Source organism: Claveliimonas sp. (genome assembly GCF_037273965.1).
GTDB classification, from domain to species: Bacteria; Bacillota; Clostridia; order Lachnospirales; family Lachnospiraceae; genus Claveliimonas; species Claveliimonas bilis.
Genome location: NZ_JAYAZJ010000077.1, coordinates 17,188 through 34,992, shown reverse-complemented (window position 1 = coordinate 34,992; position 17,805 = coordinate 17,188). Strand labels below are relative to the sequence as shown.

The following is a 17,805-nucleotide window of genomic DNA, read 5'->3' as shown; positions in this document are numbered from 1 at the left end:
AAGGTGACGGTTTCGTTATTTAGTATAAGAAGAATCTATCACCGCATGTGGAGACTTGCGTCTTGTTAGGTAGGAAAAAACCGGCTGAAAAACAAATGTAGAATTTTGAAGAGGATAGACTTGACAAACTATCCCCTCTGTTGTCTAAAATATAAGAAAGACACTTTGATCAATGTAAGGGTTATATAGTATCATCAAAGGGCCGGACATTAAAAAGATGGAATTTGGCAGAAATACTCTGTTTGAGTTCAATTGTTTATATTGCTTTTTCTTGTTTAAAGTGGATATTAAAAAAATAGATAAAAGAAGTTTTCTTTTTCATGACTGCAATGGCCTTTCAACCGTTGTAGTCTTTTTTTTGCTGCTTTTTACCGGAATCCGATTAGAGTCTGCAGTGCTTAGAAGAAGCCGTGCCCCGCCTTTTTAGTCTGGATGCAAAGAGACTAAGGAAAGGAGAAAAAAAGTGGGATACAATCATGGAAAAGCAGAACGAAAATGGCAGATCTGGAAAGAAAAAGAAGAAAAGCTCATGCGGGAGAACGGCGTTGATGAAGAGATCATAGCAGAAATCCGTGCGTATGACCGTATAGAGTTTAATTCTGACAGGCGCTTTTATGTGCATTCTAATGAAATGGCAGAGTACATAGAAAATACGGCAGGAAAGGAACAGGATATTGAGGTTATAACTGTTCTGGATCTTCTCAATGAGATCGAGAGCAGAAATTTATATTATGAACTGCTTGCGCTGGATCAGAGTGTGCTGCAAATTCTTTTGCTGAAAATTCAGGGATATTCTACAAGGGAGATCGCACAGCTTACGCAGCTGTCGGAAGACGCCGTGTATCAGAGGATGCACCGGCTGAAGAAGAAACTGCAGCCTTTTAAGGATCAAAGAGGATAATATCACTTTTTAAAAAGGAAACGGGCGGGAGAAGAGGATATTTTCTTCTGCCTGTTGTCCTCTTGGGGAAAAGATTATTTTTTCGAATGATCAAGAAATTAATATTTTAGAAACATAAGAGAAACATGAAATTAACAATGGAGAGTTATTTTCTTACTGTCAAATGAAACAAGGAAAATGAATAGAAAGGTGAATCGAAAATGGCGAAATCAAAATTAGTGCAGACAAACGAAAAAATTTGTTATCTAATGCAGTCAAATTTACAGAACCAGGGGGAGTCATTACAGTTCGTCAGGCGTTCAACGAGAATTGCGTAACGGTTTCTGTATCGGATACAGGCTGCGGTATAAGCAAAAAGAGCCTGCAGCACATTTTTGATAAGTTTTATCAGGGAGATACTTCTCATTCAAAAGAAGGAAATGGTCTCGGCCTTGCTCTCGTAAAGAGAGTGCTGGAGCTTATGGACGGCGACATCCAGGTGATAAGCGAAGAGGGGAAGGGAAGTACCTTTACAGTAACGCTGCCAGCAGCAAAGCTGGAATAAAGAAGCAGGAGGGATCGTATTATGCAGACAAACGAAGTCCGGCAGAAACAATTTGTAGGCTATGAATACAAAGAGCTGACTGCAGAAAGCAGCCAGGCATCGTTTTTAATAGATGGGTATGAAAATTTCGGTTGGGAGTTGGATGAAAATCTGCCGGAACGAAGTTCCGCTAAATATACAGCAGGCAAAAAAGCTGTGATCCGGCTGAAACGAAACCGAAAAATCGTCAATAAGGCAGAGCTTACCAGATTACAGAGAAATTTCGAAGCATGCGTGGAGGACATAAAATCATTAGAAAAGAGCAGAACATCACAGGCAACGGCATATGCGCTTATACTGGCCGTAATAGGCACAGTCTTTATGGGAGGTTCCACCTTTGCAGTGACAGCACAGCCGCCTCACATTGCTTTGTGTATCGTTCTTGCGGTGCCGGGATTTCTCGGATGGATATTTCCGTATTTCCTTTACCGGAGAATATTGCGGAAGCGAACAGAAGAAGTAGCGCCGCTGATAGAAGAGAAATATGAAGAAATTTATGAATTATGCGAAAAAGGGAACAGACTGTTAGTTTAAAGAAACGCCATCCTGCATCTGCGAGATGGCGTTTTATAGTTGAGATGTGGAAGAATCAGAAGAAAGAGAATAATTAACAGCAGCATGACAACAATAGTAAGAAAGAGCAGAAAGTACAAATGATCATTCGAACATTTGTACTTTTTTTGCCGTTAGTCCTATATACTTTTACCGGTATATTTGCTATAATGTGCGAAGAGACAGAGAGGATAAAAAGAAGACGATTAACGATAGGCATTTTGGAAGTTGCCAGTTCGGGGAAAATGCCTACAATGGCAAACATTATTTTGTAACTGAAAACCAACCCTTATTATGACTCATAAAAAACTCTGGCAGTGCAGCCTTACGGCAAGTTTAAGGAATTTTTCTGAACAACGTTGTAGTATTGAATTTAAAGGTGAAGAATATGAAAAAGAAAAAAGAAATATCTATAGTGCGTTCTTCGGCAGCAGAGTATTTGACGTTTATTACTGCTACAGGAGAAAGCGATGTTAATGCTATATATTTTGACGAAAATGTTTGGCTGACCCAGAAAATGATGGGGCTTCTTTATAATGTGGAAACTCACACGATTAATTATCATCTGAAGAAGATATTTGCTGATGAAGAATTAGATGAGAATTCAGTTATTTGAAAATTTCGAATAACTGCTTCAGATGGGAAGAGCTATAACACAAATCATTATAATTTAAAAGCAATTATTGCTGTGGGAAATAAGGTCGATTCTCCGAGAGCGGTTCAGTTCCGAAAATGGGCGAATGGAATTATAGAAGAATTCACGATAAAAGGCTATATGATTGGTAATGTGTCTTTCAATTTTAAGAATAATAGTGGACAGTTTGTTATTGGTAGTGGTGATTACGAATTCTGTACAAGATGGAGTGAATGTGGAGCAAAATCCATATATGGATATAAAGATGGGGGTAGTTTGATTGGATTTAATGATGAAATCTTTGAATTACCTCAAAATAAAGATTTTACAAAATTTGATTTTACTAGCAGAACAAGAGAAGTAAAGATTGGAGAAGTGTTGATTTGGATGAATAACAAGGGGAAATTTGCAGCGACCCAAATTACCGACATTGCGGTAAAATCGCGTGGCGCTACAAGCGATAAATTATCTTTTGCTTACAAAATATATAAATAAAATTTTCAAATATGATATTTGATAAAGTTGAGTGTATAGTACGAGTTATCTTGTAAGTATATAACGTGAAAAAGACCAATACTTGCAAAGTGTTGGGGAATTAAAGCGTTATGAAAATGTTTATAACCAATAACCTTATTTGAAACAAGTATTAATGAATTATTAGGGGAATTTGTATGGATCATTTTAAATTAGTATCAGAATACAAACCTACCGGAGATCAGCCGCAGGCGATTGAGAAGCTGGTCAAAGGTTTTAAAGAAGGAAATCAATGTGAGACTCTTTTGGGAGTCACCGGCTCCGGTAAGACGTTTACAATGGCAAACGTCATCCAGCAATTGAATAAACCGACACTGATCATTGCTCACAACAAAACTCTGGCGGCACAGCTCTACGGTGAGTTCAAGGAATTTTTCCCGAACAACGCCGTAGAGTATTTCGTCTCCTACTATGATTACTACCAGCCGGAAGCCTACGTGCCTTCTTCAGACACCTATATCGCCAAGGACTCCTCCATCAACGAGGAGATCGACAAGCTGCGCCTTTCGGCAACAGCTTCTCTGGCGGAGAGAAGAGATGTGATCGTAGTATCCAGCGTGTCCTGCATTTATGGTTTGGGTGAGCCGGAAAATTTTGAAAAAATGATGGTTTCTTTGCGCCCCGGCATGGAGAAGGACAGAGACGAAGTGCTCCGCCAGCTGATAGATATTCAATATGAAAGAAATGAGATAGATTTCAAGAGAGGAACCTTCCGGGTGCGGGGGGATGTATTGGAGATCATTCCGGCCAATGAGGCGGAAACCGCTGTGAGAGTGGAGTTCTTCGGTGATGAAATTGACCGGATTACCCAGATTGATGTGCTGACAGGAGAGATAAAGGGCGAACTGGAACATGCTGCTATTTTCCCGGCGTCCCACTATGTCGTGCCTGCAGAACAGATCCGGCGGGCTGCGGATGCCATAGAAAAAGAGCTGGAAGAGCGGGTGCAGTATTTTAAATCAGAAGATAAGCTGCTGGAGGCACAAAGGATTGCAGAGAGGACCAATTTTGATATTGAAATGCTTAAGGAGACGGGATTTTGTTCCGGGATTGAAAACTATTCCAGGCATTTGTCGGGGCTTGCTCCGGGACAGCCTCCTTATACTTTGATGGATTTCTTTAAGGACGACTTCCTTATCATTATTGATGAGTCACATAAGACAATCCCGCAGATCGGGGCAATGTATCACGGAGATCAGTCCCGTAAGACAACCCTTGTGGATTATGGATTCCGTCTGCCTTCTGCCAAGGACAACAGACCTTTAAGCTTTTCAGAGTTTGAGGACCGGATCGACCAGATCATGTTTGTGTCGGCAACTCCGGGAACATATGAGGCGGAACATGAGCTGCTTCGGGCGGAACAGGTGATACGGCCAACAGGACTTCTGGATCCGGAAGTGGAAATTCGCCCGGTAGAGGGGCAGATCGATGATCTTGTGGCAGAAGTGAAGAAGGAGACGGAAAAGAAAAACAAGATTTTAATTACCACACTTACGAAACGCATGGCGGAAGATCTGACAGATTATATGAAAGAACTGGGAATCCGTGTCCGCTATCTGCACTCGGATATTGATACGCTGGAGCGGACGGAAATTGTGAGGGACATGCGTTTGGACGTATTTGACGTGCTGGTAGGAATCAACCTTTTAAGAGAAGGTCTTGACATCCCGGAGATTACGCTGGTTGCTATCCTCGATGCGGACAAGGAAGGGTTCCTGCGTTCAGAGACTTCTCTGATCCAGACCATAGGACGTGCCGCACGAAACGCGGAAGGACACGTGATCATGTATGCGGATACAGTGACAGACTCTATGAGACAGGCCATTGATGAGACTATGAGGCGCCGCCAGATTCAGATGGCTTACAATGAAGAACACGGTATTACGCCGACAACAATCCAGAAATCAGTCCGCGATCTGATCAGTATTTCCAAGAAAGTAGCGGCAGAAGAAATGCGCATGGAGAAAGATCCGGAGTCCATGAGCCGGAAAGAGCTGGAGAAACTGATCGCTGATGTGACAAAACAGATGAGAAAAGCTGCGTCCGAACTTAATTTCGAGGCAGCGGCTGAACTTCGTGATAAGATGACAGAATTGAAAAAGCAGCTGGATGACATAGCTGAAGATTAAGAAGGAGCATAAAATGGCAGCAGAGAAAACAAACAGACAATACATTAAAATCAGAGGTGCCAATGAGCATAATCTGAAAAATATAGATCTGGACATTCCGCGAAATGAGCTGGTGGTTCTTACCGGACTGTCCGGCTCGGGAAAATCTTCCCTGGCTTTTGATACGATTTATGCGGAAGGTCAGAGAAGATATATGGAATCCCTTTCGTCCTATGCGAGACAGTTTTTAGGACAGATGGAAAAACCGGATGTGGAAAGTATTGAAGGGCTTTCTCCGGCCATATCTATCGATCAGAAATCGACAAACCGGAATCCAAGATCCACAGTGGGAACTGTGACAGAGATTTATGATTATTTCCGTCTCCTCTATGCAAGGATCGGGATTCCCCACTGTCCAAAGTGCGGGAGAGAGATCAAAAAGCAGACAGTGGATCAGATGGTGGATCAGATCATGGCTCTTCCGGAGCGTACAAAGATCCAGCTTCTGGCGCCGGTAGTGCGGGGGAGAAAAGGAACCCATGCAAAGCTTTTTGAGAGAGCGAAAAAGAGCGGGTATGTCCGTGTGAGAGTAGATGGAAATTTGTATGAACTTTCCGAGGAAATTTCACTGGATAAAAATATCAAACATAATATCGAAATTATTGTAGACCGCCTTGTGGTACGGCCCGGGATTGAAAAGCGTCTGACAGATTCTGTAGAAAATGTTCTTCACCTGGCTGAAGGACTTCTGGTAGTAGATGTTATTGGCGGAGAACCCATCAATTTCAGCCAGAGTTTTGCCTGCCCGGATTGTGGGATCAGTATTGATGAGATTGAACCCAGAAGCTTTTCGTTCAACAATCCTTTTGGCGCCTGCCCGGAATGTTATGGACTTGGGTACAAAATGGAATTTGATGAAGATCTTATGATACCGGATAAGAATTTAAGTATTGACGAAGGGGCTATTGTTGTACTTGGATGGCAGTCCTGTACCGACAAAGGAAGTTATACAAGAGCGATCCTGGAAGCTCTGGCAAAGGAATATGATTTTTCCCTTGCCACGCCTTTTAAGGATTATCCAAAGAAAATACATGACATTCTCATTTATGGTACAAACGGGAAGGAAGTAAAAGTTCATTACCGCGGACAGCGGGGAGAGGGGATTTATGATGTGGCATTTGAAGGCCTGATACGGAGCGTGGAACGGCGGTACCGGGAAACTTCTTCCGAGATTACAAAGGCTGAATATGAGACATTTATGCGGATTACTCCCTGTCATGAGTGTAAAGGGCAGAGATTAAAAAAGGAATCGCTTGCAGTGACGGTGGGAAATAAAAACATTGCGGAGATCACAGCCTTTTCTGTGGAAAAGCTTCAGCATTTTCTGAAAGAACTGGAGCTGACTCATCAACAGATGCTGATCGGCGGACAGATCCTGAAGGAAATCCAGGCCAGGATACAGTTCTTGATGGATGTGGGACTGGATTATCTGACGCTCTCCAGGGCGACAGGCTCGCTTTCCGGAGGAGAAGCGCAGCGGATCCGTCTTGCCACACAGATCGGTTCCGGTCTGGTAGGCGTAGCTTATATTTTGGATGAGCCCAGTATCGGTCTTCATCAAAGGGACAATGACAAGCTGCTTGCCACACTGAAGCATCTGCGGGATCTTGGAAATTCCGTTATTGTGGTAGAGCATGATGAAGATACCATGCTGGAAGCGGATCATATTGTAGATATCGGTCCGGGAGCTGGAGAGCACGGCGGAGAAGTGGTGGCACAGGGAACCGCAAAAGAAATTATGAGGAATAAAAATTCCATAACCGGTGCATATTTAAGTGGTAGGATGAAAATTCCAGTACCGGAAGAGCGGAAAACGCCCACCGGATGGCTGAAGGTGATCGGTGCGCAGGAAAATAATCTGAAGAATATCGACGTAGATATTCCGCTGGGAGTTATGACATGTGTTACCGGTGTGTCCGGATCCGGGAAAAGTTCGCTTGTAAATGAAATCCTGTATAAGCGTCTGGCAAAGGAGCTGAACCGTGCAAGGACCATTCCGGGAAAACACAAAGAAATCCAGGGAATAGATCAGCTTGATAAAGTGATCGCGATCGATCAGTCTCCCATCGGCCGTACGCCAAGATCCAATCCGGCTACCTATACAGGAGTTTTTGATCTGATCAGGGATCTTTTTGCAGCAACTCCGGATGCAAAAGCCAGAGGATACAAAAAAGGAAGATTCAGTTTTAACGTAAAGGGCGGACGATGTGAAGCCTGCAGCGGCGACGGTATTTTGAAGATAGAGATGCATTTTCTTCCGGATGTCTATGTCCCCTGTGAGGTCTGCGGGGGAAAGCGCTATAACAGAGAGACGCTTGAGGTACGCTATAAGGGAAAAAATATTTATGATGTACTGAATATGACAGTGGAGGAGGCGCTGGAATTTTTTGAACATGTGCCGAGTATCCGACGGAAAATGGAAACACTGTATGATGTGGGACTTTCCTATATTCGGCTGGGACAGCCATCCACAACACTTTCCGGAGGAGAGGCACAGAGAATCAAGCTGGCGGCAGAGCTGAGCAAGCGGAGCACGGGAAAGACGATCTATATCTTGGATGAGCCAACGACAGGACTTCATTTTGCAGATGTGCATAAGCTGACAGAAATTTTGAGAAGGCTGGCTTCTGACGGAAATACGGTTCTGGTTATTGAGCATAATCTGGATGTTATTAAGACAGCGGATTATATTATCGATATCGGACCGGAAGGAGGAGACGGCGGGGGTACGGTCGTTGCATCCGGTACGCCGGAAGAAATAGCCCAAAATCCGGCGTCCTACACTGGCAAATATATTGATATGATGCTGAGAAAATAGGCGAAAAAAAACTCTTTCCATTTTGAGAAAATTTGATTATAATGGTAAATGCCCATAGAGGGTGTATATTATCCGTGAATGAGGGATAATCAAACAAAAGATGTATGAGGGACGAAATGACATAAATAACTCAAATGAAAGGGGAATTTAAAGATGTCAGTAGATATCGGAATTGATTTAGGGACAGCGAGCGTCCTCGTATATGTAAAAGGTAAGGGCGTTATTTTAAAGGAGCCATCTGTCGTTGCATTTGACAGAGATACAAATGCCATTAAGGCGATTGGAGAAGAAGCAAGACTTATGCTTGGGAGAACTCCGGGAAATATTGTGGCAGTTCGGCCGCTGCGGCAGGGAGTGATCTCGGATTATACAGTTACCGAAAAAATGATCAAATATTTTGTGCAGAAAGCCATGGGGCGCCGCACATTTAAGAAGCCGAGAATCAGTATCTGTGTGCCCAGCGGGGTGACAGAAGTAGAGAAGAAAGCGGTGGAAGAGGCAACCTATGCTGCAGGCGCAAGAGAAGTTCTGCTGATCGAGGAGCCGGTTGCAGCGGCCATCGGCGCCGGAATTGATATTTCCAAGCCGTGTGGAAATATGATCGTTGATATCGGAGGCGGGACATCGGATATTGCTGTGATCTCTCTTGGAGGAACAGTAGTCAATACCTCCATAAAGATTGCAGGAGATGATTTTGACGAAGCAATTGTCCGCTATATGAGAAAGAAACATAATCTTCTGATCGGTGAGAGAACTGCAGAAGATATTAAGATCAAAATTGGTACAACCTATCCTCTGGTGGAGGAAGAGTCTATGGAGGTGAGAGGAAGGAACCTTGTTACCGGACTTCCAAAGACAGTGACCGTAACTTCATCAGAAACAGAGGAGGCACTTCGCGAAACGACGAGCCAGATTGTAGAGGCTGTTATCAGTGTGCTGGAACGTACTCCTCCGGAACTGTCAGCTGATATTCTTGACAGGGGGATCGTTCTGACCGGCGGCGGAGCTATGCTGCGGGGGCTGGAAGAGTTGATCGAAGAGCGTACCGGTATCAATACGATGACAGCGGAAGATCCGATGAAAGTAGTGGCTATCGGTACCGGACAGTTTGTGGAATTTTTGAGCGGGCGAAAAGAACTGTAAGAGATTTCAGAAAGATGAATTTCAGGAAAGCGATCCTGAAAAGAGAGTTAAATTGCCGGCGGAAGGCATTTCCGGCGGCTTTTTTTCCATTTGGTGCAATCCTGGCGAAAGGAAGATGAAAGAGGATATATGGAGGAGATAAAAGGATACGTGGAGCACATTGTCTTCCGGAATGAGGATAATGGATATACGGTATTCAATTTGAATAATGAGGACGGAGATCTGACATGTGTGGGAACATTTCCTTACATCGGAGAAGGAGAGCTTCTGAAGCTGACAGGAGAATATGTGCTGCATTCCCTGTACGGCATGCAGCTGCAGGTAAAAACTTCGGAAGTCTGCGAAATGGAAGATCTCATTTCCATTGAGCGTTATCTGGGATCCGGAGCCATCAAAGGGCTGGGTGCAGCTCTGGCGGGAAGGATTGTGAGAAAATTTAAGGAAGATACCTTTCGCATTATTGAAGAAGAGCCGGAAAGGCTGGCAGAGGTAAAAGGGATCAGTGAGAGAAAAGCAAGAGAAATTGCACAGCAGGTAGAGGAAAAGAAGGACATGAGACAGGCGATGATCTATCTGCAGAAATATGGAATTTCCACTTCTCTTGCGGCAAAGATCTATCAATATTACGGGAATCGCATTTACCGGGTTATGGAGGAAAATCCTTATCAGATGGCAGATGATATTTCCGGCGTGGGATTTAAAACGGCGGATGAGATCGCACGGAAAATAGGTATCCATACAGATTCGGATTACCGGATACGGAGCGGTATTTTTTATACGCTTCTTCAGAGCGTGGCAGAGGGACATGTCTATTTGCCGGAACAGGTGCTTCTAAGACGCGCAGGGGATCTTCTGGAAGTAGAGATTCAGCATATTGAGAAATACCTTATGGATCTGGCAATGGAGAGAAAGATTGTGCTGAAGGAAGGGGAAAATGATAGAAGAGTATACCCGTCTAATTACTATTACATGGAACTGAATACGGCAAAGATGCTCCATGATCTGAATATCAGCAGCGACATTTCAGAGGCGGCGGTACTCCGTCGCCTGCAGGCGATTGAAAAAAATATGGACATGCCGCTGGATGAACGCCAGAGGACGGCTGTGGTGGAGGCGGTAAGAAGGGGAGTGTTCATTCTGACCGGCGGACCCGGAACAGGAAAAACCACTACCATCAATGCTATGATCCGCTATTTTGAAAGTGAAGGGCTGGATATCTGTCTGGCAGCGCCCACGGGGCGGGCGGCCAAGAGAATGACTGAAACAACAGGATGCGAAGCCCAGACGATCCATCGCCTGCTGGAAGTAGCAGGAGCGCCGGAAGAGGATGGTCCTTCCGGCGGTTTTCAGAGAAATGAGGAAAATCCTTTGGAGGCGGACGTCATTATTATCGATGAAATGTCCATGGTGGATCTCCCTTTGATGCATGCCCTTCTGCGTGCTGTAAGTGTGGGTACAAGGCTTGTTCTTGTGGGAGACGCGAACCAGCTGCCCTCTGTGGGGCCTGGAAGTGTGCTGAAAGACATGCTGGCTTCCCATTGCTTTTCTGTAGTTATGCTGACGAAGATCTTCCGTCAGGCTCAGGAGAGCGATATTGTAGTAAATGCTCATAAGATCAACCGGGGCGAAGCCGTCATCCTGGACAATAAAAGCAGAGATTTCTTCTTTTTGAAACGTCAGGATGCCAATACCATCATCAGTGTACTTCTGACTCTGATCCAGAAGAAGCTGCCTGGGTATGTACAGGCGGAGCCTTATGACATACAGGTATTGACGCCTATGAGAAAGGGGCTCCTTGGGGTGGAGCGTTTAAATCATATTCTTCAGGAATATCTCAATCCTCCGGCACCGTCCAAAGCGGAGAAAGAGTATGGAGAAAAAAAGTTTCGTACCGGCGATAAGGTGATGCAGATTAAAAACAACTATCAGCTGGAGTGGGAAATTACAACAAGATATGGTATGACGATAGATAAAGGTGTGGGAATATTTAACGGCGATATGGGAATTGTAAAAGAGATTAATTCCTATGAAGAGACTATGTCCGTAGAGTATGACGAACATCGTGTTGTTACATACCCTTTTGAAATGCTGGATGAGCTGGAGCTGGCTTATGCCATCACGATCCATAAATCCCAGGGAAGCGAGTATCCGGCAGTAGTGATGCCCCTTTTGTCAGGGCCGCGGCAGCTCTATAACAGGAATCTTCTGTATACGGCAGTGACAAGGGCGAAAAAGTGTGTGACGATTGTGGGAAGTGAGACTGTATTTCAGGATATGATACAGAATATCAGTGAGCAGAACAGAAATACAAGTCTTTCAGAGCGGATCCGTGAATTTTGCCAGTAAACAAAAATGAAGAAAATGTTAAAAAAGGCGGGGGAGAAGATACTGGATCTTCTCTATCCCCACACTTGTCCCTTTTGCGGCGAGGTGACAGAAAGAAGAATTTGCAGGACCTGTGCCAGAGAGGTGTGGTATATCCGGGAGCCGCGCTGTAAAAAATGTGGGAAGCCTATAAGGAGTGAAAGCAGCGAATACTGTTTTGACTGTCTCCATACCCGGCATTTTTATGAGAGAGGTCTTTCGCTTTGGAAACATGAAAAACAGGTAAGGACTTCCATCTACCGGTTTAAATATCAGAATAGAAGGATATACAGTCAGTTTTACACAGAAGAACTGGCAAAAAAATTCGGGAAATATGTAGTTGGATGGCGGATTTCTCTTATTATTCCCATTCCATTGAGCAGAAAGCGGAAAAAGCAAAGAGGATTTAATCAGGCCGACCTCCTGGCGGAAGGGCTTTCACAGTTACTTGGGATAACGGCGGATACGGTTCATCTGCAGCGGACGGTTGATACGATTCCGCAGAAAGAACTTGGGAATCGGGAGCGGCGGGAAAATTTGAAAAATGCTTTTTGGTGGACCGGAAAGGAGCTTTCCGGAAGGAATGTGCTTCTGGTGGATGATATTTACACTACCGGAAATACGATAGACAGCGCCGCCATAAGCCTGAAAAAGGCCGGAGCTGAAAAAGTCTACTTTTTAACTATAAGTATTGGACAAGGATACTGAGATTTGATATACTGAGAATAATGAGTAAATCTGTGACTATGGTTCTCTTTGAGGTGAAATATGTTAGATAAACGAAAAGTCAGATTGATGACAAAACTTGCGCTGTATGAACAAAAGGAAGGCAGAGAAGATATGAAGATCAGCGCATATTATAAAAAGGACTACATAAGTATGAAAACGGTTGCAACAATTTTGTGGACAACAGTGGGATATGGATGCGTTATTCTATTGATTGGTCTGGCAGCAATGAACAGTTTGCTGGAAAATCTGACGTTGACTACAATGTTGGTGCTTGCGGCAGTAGCTGTTGTGGCTTATGTGGCGGCCCTTATTGTGACAATTCTTGTGACAAGAAAGATTTCAAGCGGAAAACACCGGGATGCCCGGATGCGTATGAAAAGGTATAACCACGGACTGATCCGCTTATTGAAGATATATGAAAAGGAGAACAAAGAATAATGGACAATTTATATGTGTTGCGAGGAGAGATACAGCAGTTTTATGCTAAAAATTCCAAATATATCAATAAAGCGCTTCAGTTTATTGTTGCTTTACTGACGTTCTATATGATCAATCATAATATGGGATTTATGAAATTGCTCTCTAATCCTCTGATTACATTAGGACTTTCTGTGATCTGTGCATTTTTGCCAATGATCGTGACTGTTCTTGCAGCAGCGGTGTTGACTCTGGTACAGATGACAGCAGTGTCAGTGGGAATCATGGCTGTTACAGCAGTTATCTTTTTGATCATGTTCATTTTTTATCTTCGGTTCAGTCCCAAGACGGCTTTGGTGGTGCTTCTGACGCCGCTGGCATTTATGCTGAAAATTCCTTATGTGATCCCGATAGCCTTTGGCCTTGTAGGGACTCCGGTATATGCAGTTCCGATCATATTCGGAACAATTGTATTTTATATGACCGATTACCTGAAGGAAGCGGCCTCTTCTCTGAAAGGAGAAGGAGCGGCAGGAATGATCTCACAGGTAACTTCCTATGCACAGCAGGTATTTCAAAATAAAGAAATGATCGTGTCTGTGTTTGCTTTTATTATTGTTTTGCTGCTTGTGTATACCGTGCGCCGGATGGCGATTAATTATGCCTGGAAAACTGCTGTGGCAGCCGGTGCTGTTGCCGGTATTGCGATTGTATTTGCGGGAAGCATGATGTTGGGTGTAAAAGTGTCATATCTGGAATTGATTCTTGGAAATATTGCAGCTGTTATTGTAGGGCTTGTTTTGGAATTTCTGTTCTTTTCTGTGGATTATTCCAGATGTGAGAGTGTACAGTATGAAGACGATGAATATTATTACTACGTCAAGGCGGTTCCTAAGATTGTGGTAAGTGCGCCGGAAAAAACAGTTAAGCGCATTAATAAGAGGGGAGAAAGCCAGGAAACAGAAATTATCGATACGGAAGAAATCCGGAAAAAGAATGCCCGGGAACAAAGCGTCCGGGAACCAGGAGAGGCGGTTCCGGAGAAAAGGAAACGTGCGCCTAAGAAAAAGAGCAGTAAGATTGAGGGGAATACAGAACATCTTCTGCTAACGAAGGTTCTCCGGGAGGAGCTGAATCTGGATAATGATGATAACGAAAAATAGAGATCTGATTCCGCCAGATTAAAAAGATAGGGGGTGAAAGAATGGAAGCAAGGATCACACAGTTTTTTGACAGATACATAAAAGGCTCTTATTTTCCGGAAATGCATATTACAGATATTATTGAAATTATTATTATTGCGTTTCTTGTTTATCAGCTGATGATCTGGATCAAAAACACGAAAGCTTGGATGCTGCTGAAGGGAATTGTGGTTCTTGGTGTATTCATTCTTTTGGCGTTTGTCTTTCAGATGCATACGATATTATGGCTGGCGAAAAATTCACTTACTGTTCTTGCAACTGTCATCATAGTAGTGTTTCAGCCGGAGCTGCGCCGCGCGTTGGAAAAATTGGGAGAGAGAAAATTTATTGCGGCAGTTGTACCTTTTGAAAGCGCAAAGGATAAGGGCAGATTCAGTGAGGCGACAATTGATGGAATTGTGGAAGCTTCCTATATTATGGGGCGGGCTAAGACAGGCGCCCTGATTGTTGTGGAGCAGGCGATCAAACTGACGGAGTATGAAAGTACCGGGATTCGAATGGACTGTATTGTATCAAGCCAGGTCCTTGTCAATATTTTTGAACACAACACTCCGCTTCATGACGGTGCTATTATTATAAGAAATGATCGAATTGTTTCAGCAACGTGCTATCTGCCTTTATCGGATAATATGGGACTTAGTAAGGATCTCGGAACAAGGCACCGGGCTGCAGTAGGCATGAGTGAAGTGAGTGATGCGCTGATCATTGTTGTGTCAGAAGAGACAGGATATGTTTCCGTAGCCCAGGGAGGAAGACTGGACAGAAATATTTCGAAGGAAAAACTTCGGGAGTATCTTGAAGATATACAGAATAAAAAAAGCGAGTCACGCAGTGTACTGGCAAAATGGAAAGGAAGGCTGAGTCATGAAAAAAAGTCTGATGAATAATCTTGGCCTGAAGCTGCTTGCCTTTCTGTTTGCACTGCTGCTATGGTTGATTGTAGTGAATATCGACAATCCGATCACCGATGCGACATTCGATGGCATACCGGTTACTGTGGAACATCCGGAAATTATCACGCAGGATCAAAAGTCGTATCAGATCATTGAAAATACAGATAAGATCAGTGTGACGGTATATGCAAAGCGCTCGGAGCTGGAAAAAATAAAAGCGGAAGATATCGTTGCAACAGCTGATATGAAGGAACTGTATCTGGAGTCACAAGTACCGATCCAGATTGAGATTCCGGGATTTGATATTGACAGTGCTTCTGCAAATCCGAGAAATCTTCAGGTAAAGATAGAAAATAATAAGAGTAATACCTTCCCTATCAGCGTTACTACAACAGGAACAGTCAGAGACGGCTATGTTCTCGGCGGCGTGCAGGCTGATCCAGAGAGAATTAATGTAAACGGACCGGAATCTGTTATAGACAGTATAAGCCGTGTTGTGGCAGAGGTGGATATTACAGGATTGTCTCATGATACAACACTGGATGCATCTGTTGTCTATTATGATTCGGACAACAGTGAGATCAATCCGGAGCAGATCGGCAATAATCTGGGTACGACAGGTGTAAAAGTTCATGTGACGCTGTATCAGACGGCAAGTATACCGGTAGAGGTGGATACTTCAGGCATTACTGCCGCATCAGGTTACTCTGTGGCCGATGTGACATGGACTCCGGAAGAAATACAAATTGCAGGGGAGCAGAGCGTATTGGAGGGAATAGAAAAAATTTCCATTCCTGCTGATGCTGTGGAGGCACAGGATATTTCACAGAGAACGGAACGGACGATAGATATTACCTCTTATCTTCCGGAAGGAACAAGACTTGTAGACGAGTCGGGAAATAATGTCCTTGTAACTATACGCGTAGAAAAAGACGGAACGAAAAGCTTTGATCTTCCGGTAGGCTCTATTACTGTGAATAATCTGGATGAGAACCTGACCCTGAATTACGGAGAGGGAGAAGATCTGGAAATCCATGTCAGGGGTCCGCAGGAAGTGCTGGATGGCCTTGATATATCAGAAATAAAAGCAAGTATTGATTTGAAAGATTATAAGAAAGCCGGAGAATATGAGCTGGGAGTTGATATTCCCCTTCCGGACGGATGTTCTCTGGAAAGCCAGATAAAGATTAAGATTACGCTGGAAGAAAAGGAATAATTCGGAGGTTTGGCACTATGGTAAGTAAAAAAGTGACAGTCAATAATCCTACAGGCCTTCACCTAAGGCCTGCGGGGATCTTCTGCAACGTTGCAGTGAAATTTGACTGTAAGATTTCATTTCAGCATGATACGACAACAGCAAATGCTAAAAGTGTGCTGAGTGTTCTTGGGGCATGCATTAAAAAGGGTGATGAAATTGAATTGATCTGCGAGGGACCGGATGAAGAGGAGGCTCTCGCAGCAATGGTACAGGCTGTGGAAGACGGCCTTGGAGAATAAAAAATGAATAAGATAAAAAAATGGCTGGATATTCGTTTCCTGAAATTCATGGTTGTAGGTGTGATCAATACAGTTGTTGGAACAGCGGTTATGTTTATCATGTATAATGTGTTTCACCAGAGCTATTGGATTTCTTCGGCATCAAATTATGTTGTGGGAAGTATACTCAGCTATTTTTTGAATAAGTATTTTACTTTTGAAAGTAAAAAGAAATCTTTGAGCCAGGTTTTGAAATTTGTACTGAATATCTCTCTCTGTTACCTGGTTGCATATGGCATTGCAAAACCTGCAGTTACATGGATGCTGCAGGGACAGCAGGGGGCGCTTCGGGACAATCTTGCAATGGTTGTCGGAATGGTGCTTTTTACGCTTTTGAACTATATTGGGCAAAGAGCGTATGTATTTAAGACAAATTAAAAGGAGCAAAAGAAAATGGGGAAAGCGACATTAGTGATTATGGCTGCCGGTATCGGCAGCAGATTCGGGGGAGGGATCAAGCAGCTGGAGCCTGTAGGTCCAAATGGAGAGATCATTATGGATTATTCCATATATGATGCAATGGAAGCTGGTTTTGATAAGGTTGTATTTGTCATCAGAAAAGATCTGGAAAAGGATTTTAAAGAAGTGATCGGCAACCGGATAGAAAAAAAGGTCAGCGTGAATTATGCATATCAGGAGATCGGCAATATTCCGGAAAGATTCAGCAGAAAATTTCCGGACCGGACAAAGCCGTGGGGTACCGGGCAGGCGATCCTGTGCTGTAAAGATGTTGTAAATGAACCATTTCTTGTCATCAATGCAGATGACTATTATGGAAAAGAAGCATACCAGGAAGCTTACAGATATCTGACAGATCAGAAAGAACGGGAAGGCCTTCACGCCTGCATGGTGGGATTTGTATTGAAAAATACGCTGAGTGAAAACGGGGGCGTTACACGGGGGATCTGCAGAGTAGACAACAATCGGATGCTTGCAGATATTGAAGAAACCCACAATATTGTTAAGACGTCTGACGGCGCTGAAGTACGGGGAGAAGGCAGCCCAAGAAAGATTGATGTAGAGTCAGAAGTTTCTATGAACATGTGGGGACTGACGCCGGATTTTCTTGATGTACTGGAAACTGGATTTAATGCCTTTCTGGATGAGCTGGAAGAAAATGAGCAGAAAAAAGAGTATTTGCTGCCAACGATCATCGGCGGACTGCTGAAAGAGGGAAGGATTCAGGTTGAAGTGCTGCAGTCAACAGACCGCTGGTTTGGAGTGACTTATAAAGAAGATAAGGAAGATGTGACAAGAGAGATCAGAAAACTGATCGAGTCAGGTGCTTATTGTAAGACCTTCTGATCAAAAAATATACTTTTATTGTGGGG

General features: G+C 43.7%; 17 protein-coding genes. All 17 read left to right on the top strand.

What is annotated here, in order from left to right:
* The first annotated feature begins 463 nt into the window (after positions 1 to 463).
* Positions 464 to 901, top strand: coding sequence for an RNA polymerase sigma factor (locus WJ238_RS06960; RefSeq protein WP_337606520.1), 438 nt, complete (start codon positions 464 to 466; stop codon positions 899 to 901).
* 238 nt (positions 902 to 1,139) lie between these two features.
* Positions 1,140 to 1,445, top strand: coding sequence for a sensor histidine kinase (locus WJ238_RS06955; RefSeq protein WP_337606519.1), 306 nt, complete (start codon positions 1,140 to 1,142; stop codon positions 1,443 to 1,445).
* Between the two features lie 21 nt (positions 1,446 to 1,466).
* Positions 1,467 to 2,018, top strand: coding sequence for a hypothetical protein (locus WJ238_RS06950; protein WP_337606517.1), 552 nt, complete (start codon positions 1,467 to 1,469; stop codon positions 2,016 to 2,018).
* 406 nt (positions 2,019 to 2,424) lie between these two features.
* Positions 2,425 to 2,652, top strand: a complete 228-nt coding sequence (locus tag WJ238_RS06945; protein WP_337606516.1) for a virulence RhuM family protein — start codon at positions 2,425 to 2,427, stop codon at positions 2,650 to 2,652.
* 9 nt (positions 2,653 to 2,661) lie between these two features.
* Complete coding sequence (rhuM, locus tag WJ238_RS06940) at positions 2,662 to 3,165, top strand: RhuM family protein (RefSeq protein WP_337606521.1); 504 nt, start codon at positions 2,662 to 2,664, stop codon at positions 3,163 to 3,165.
* 176 nt (positions 3,166 to 3,341) lie between these two features.
* Complete coding sequence (uvrB, locus tag WJ238_RS06935; RefSeq protein ID WP_316266659.1) at positions 3,342 to 5,333, top strand: excinuclease ABC subunit UvrB; 1,992 nt, start codon at positions 3,342 to 3,344, stop codon at positions 5,331 to 5,333.
* Positions 5,334 to 5,346: 13 nt separating this feature from the next.
* Complete coding sequence (uvrA, locus tag WJ238_RS06930; RefSeq protein ID WP_316266661.1) at positions 5,347 to 8,190, top strand: excinuclease ABC subunit UvrA; 2,844 nt, start codon at positions 5,347 to 5,349, stop codon at positions 8,188 to 8,190.
* 153 nt (positions 8,191 to 8,343) lie between these two features.
* Positions 8,344 to 9,333, top strand: coding sequence for a rod shape-determining protein (locus WJ238_RS06925; protein ID WP_230106594.1), 990 nt, complete (start codon positions 8,344 to 8,346; stop codon positions 9,331 to 9,333).
* 129 nt (positions 9,334 to 9,462) lie between these two features.
* A complete protein-coding gene (gene recD2, locus WJ238_RS06920; RefSeq protein ID WP_230106593.1) occupies positions 9,463 to 11,679 on the top strand; it encodes an SF1B family DNA helicase RecD2 in 2,217 nt (738 codons plus the stop codon).
* A 6-nt stretch (positions 11,680 to 11,685) separates the two neighbouring features.
* On the top strand, positions 11,686 to 12,405 hold the full coding sequence (locus WJ238_RS06915; RefSeq protein ID WP_337606515.1) for a ComF family protein: 720 nt from the start codon (positions 11,686 to 11,688) through the stop codon (positions 12,403 to 12,405).
* Positions 12,406 to 12,465: 60 nt separating this feature from the next.
* Positions 12,466 to 12,864, top strand: coding sequence for a hypothetical protein (locus WJ238_RS06910; RefSeq protein ID WP_337606514.1), 399 nt, complete (start codon positions 12,466 to 12,468; stop codon positions 12,862 to 12,864).
* Positions 12,864 to 14,006 carry a hypothetical protein gene (locus WJ238_RS06905; protein WP_316270725.1) on the top strand — a complete coding sequence of 381 codons (1,143 nt, stop codon included), beginning with the start codon at positions 12,864 to 12,866 and terminating at the stop codon, positions 14,004 to 14,006. Before WJ238_RS06910 ends, WJ238_RS06905 begins: the two co-directional genes overlap by 1 nt.
* A gap of 41 nt (positions 14,007 to 14,047) precedes the next feature.
* On the top strand, positions 14,048 to 14,932 hold the full coding sequence (cdaA, locus tag WJ238_RS06900) for a diadenylate cyclase CdaA (protein WP_230106589.1): 885 nt from the start codon (positions 14,048 to 14,050) through the stop codon (positions 14,930 to 14,932).
* Complete coding sequence (locus WJ238_RS06895) at positions 14,910 to 16,154, top strand: CdaR family protein (protein WP_230106588.1); 1,245 nt, start codon at positions 14,910 to 14,912, stop codon at positions 16,152 to 16,154. The genes cdaA and WJ238_RS06895 overlap by 23 nt, the downstream gene beginning before the upstream one ends.
* A gap of 17 nt (positions 16,155 to 16,171) precedes the next feature.
* Positions 16,172 to 16,435 (top strand): HPr family phosphocarrier protein, encoded by a 264-nt coding sequence (locus WJ238_RS06890; RefSeq protein ID WP_230106587.1) that lies wholly within the window; start codon positions 16,172 to 16,174, stop codon positions 16,433 to 16,435.
* Between the two features lie 3 nt (positions 16,436 to 16,438).
* Entirely contained in the window at positions 16,439 to 16,852 is a 414-nt protein-coding gene (locus WJ238_RS06885) for a GtrA family protein (RefSeq protein ID WP_316266669.1), read from the top strand.
* A gap of 15 nt (positions 16,853 to 16,867) precedes the next feature.
* Entirely contained in the window at positions 16,868 to 17,779 is a 912-nt protein-coding gene (locus WJ238_RS06880; protein ID WP_337606513.1) for a nucleotidyltransferase family protein, read from the top strand.
* Positions 17,780 to 17,805 lie beyond the last annotated feature (26 nt).

What these genes read in the sequence shown, in the direction of transcription:
- WJ238_RS06950 (WP_337606517.1), top strand. Translation starts at nt 1,467, where the DNA reads ATGCAGACAAACGAAGTCCGGCAGAAACAATTTGTAGGCTATGAATAC.
- WJ238_RS06945 (WP_337606516.1), top strand. Translation starts at nt 2,425, where the DNA reads ATGAAAAAGAAAAAAGAAATATCTATAGTGCGTTCTTCGGCAGCAGAG.
- uvrB (WP_316266659.1), top strand. Translation starts at nt 3,342, where the DNA reads ATGGATCATTTTAAATTAGTATCAGAATACAAACCTACCGGAGATCAG.
- uvrA (WP_316266661.1), top strand. Translation starts at nt 5,347, where the DNA reads ATGGCAGCAGAGAAAACAAACAGACAATACATTAAAATCAGAGGTGCC.
- WJ238_RS06925 (WP_230106594.1), top strand. Translation starts at nt 8,344, where the DNA reads ATGTCAGTAGATATCGGAATTGATTTAGGGACAGCGAGCGTCCTCGTA.
- recD2 (WP_230106593.1), top strand. Translation starts at nt 9,463, where the DNA reads ATGGAGGAGATAAAAGGATACGTGGAGCACATTGTCTTCCGGAATGAG.
- WJ238_RS06915 (WP_337606515.1), top strand. Translation starts at nt 11,686, where the DNA reads ATGAAGAAAATGTTAAAAAAGGCGGGGGAGAAGATACTGGATCTTCTC.
- WJ238_RS06910 (WP_337606514.1), top strand. Translation starts at nt 12,466, where the DNA reads ATGTTAGATAAACGAAAAGTCAGATTGATGACAAAACTTGCGCTGTAT.
- WJ238_RS06905 (WP_316270725.1), top strand. Translation starts at nt 12,864, where the DNA reads ATGGACAATTTATATGTGTTGCGAGGAGAGATACAGCAGTTTTATGCT.
- cdaA (WP_230106589.1), top strand. Translation starts at nt 14,048, where the DNA reads ATGGAAGCAAGGATCACACAGTTTTTTGACAGATACATAAAAGGCTCT.
- WJ238_RS06895 (WP_230106588.1), top strand. Translation starts at nt 14,910, where the DNA reads ATGAAAAAAAGTCTGATGAATAATCTTGGCCTGAAGCTGCTTGCCTTT.
- WJ238_RS06890 (WP_230106587.1), top strand. Translation starts at nt 16,172, where the DNA reads ATGGTAAGTAAAAAAGTGACAGTCAATAATCCTACAGGCCTTCACCTA.
- WJ238_RS06885 (WP_316266669.1), top strand. Translation starts at nt 16,439, where the DNA reads ATGAATAAGATAAAAAAATGGCTGGATATTCGTTTCCTGAAATTCATG.
- WJ238_RS06880 (WP_337606513.1), top strand. Translation starts at nt 16,868, where the DNA reads ATGGGGAAAGCGACATTAGTGATTATGGCTGCCGGTATCGGCAGCAGA.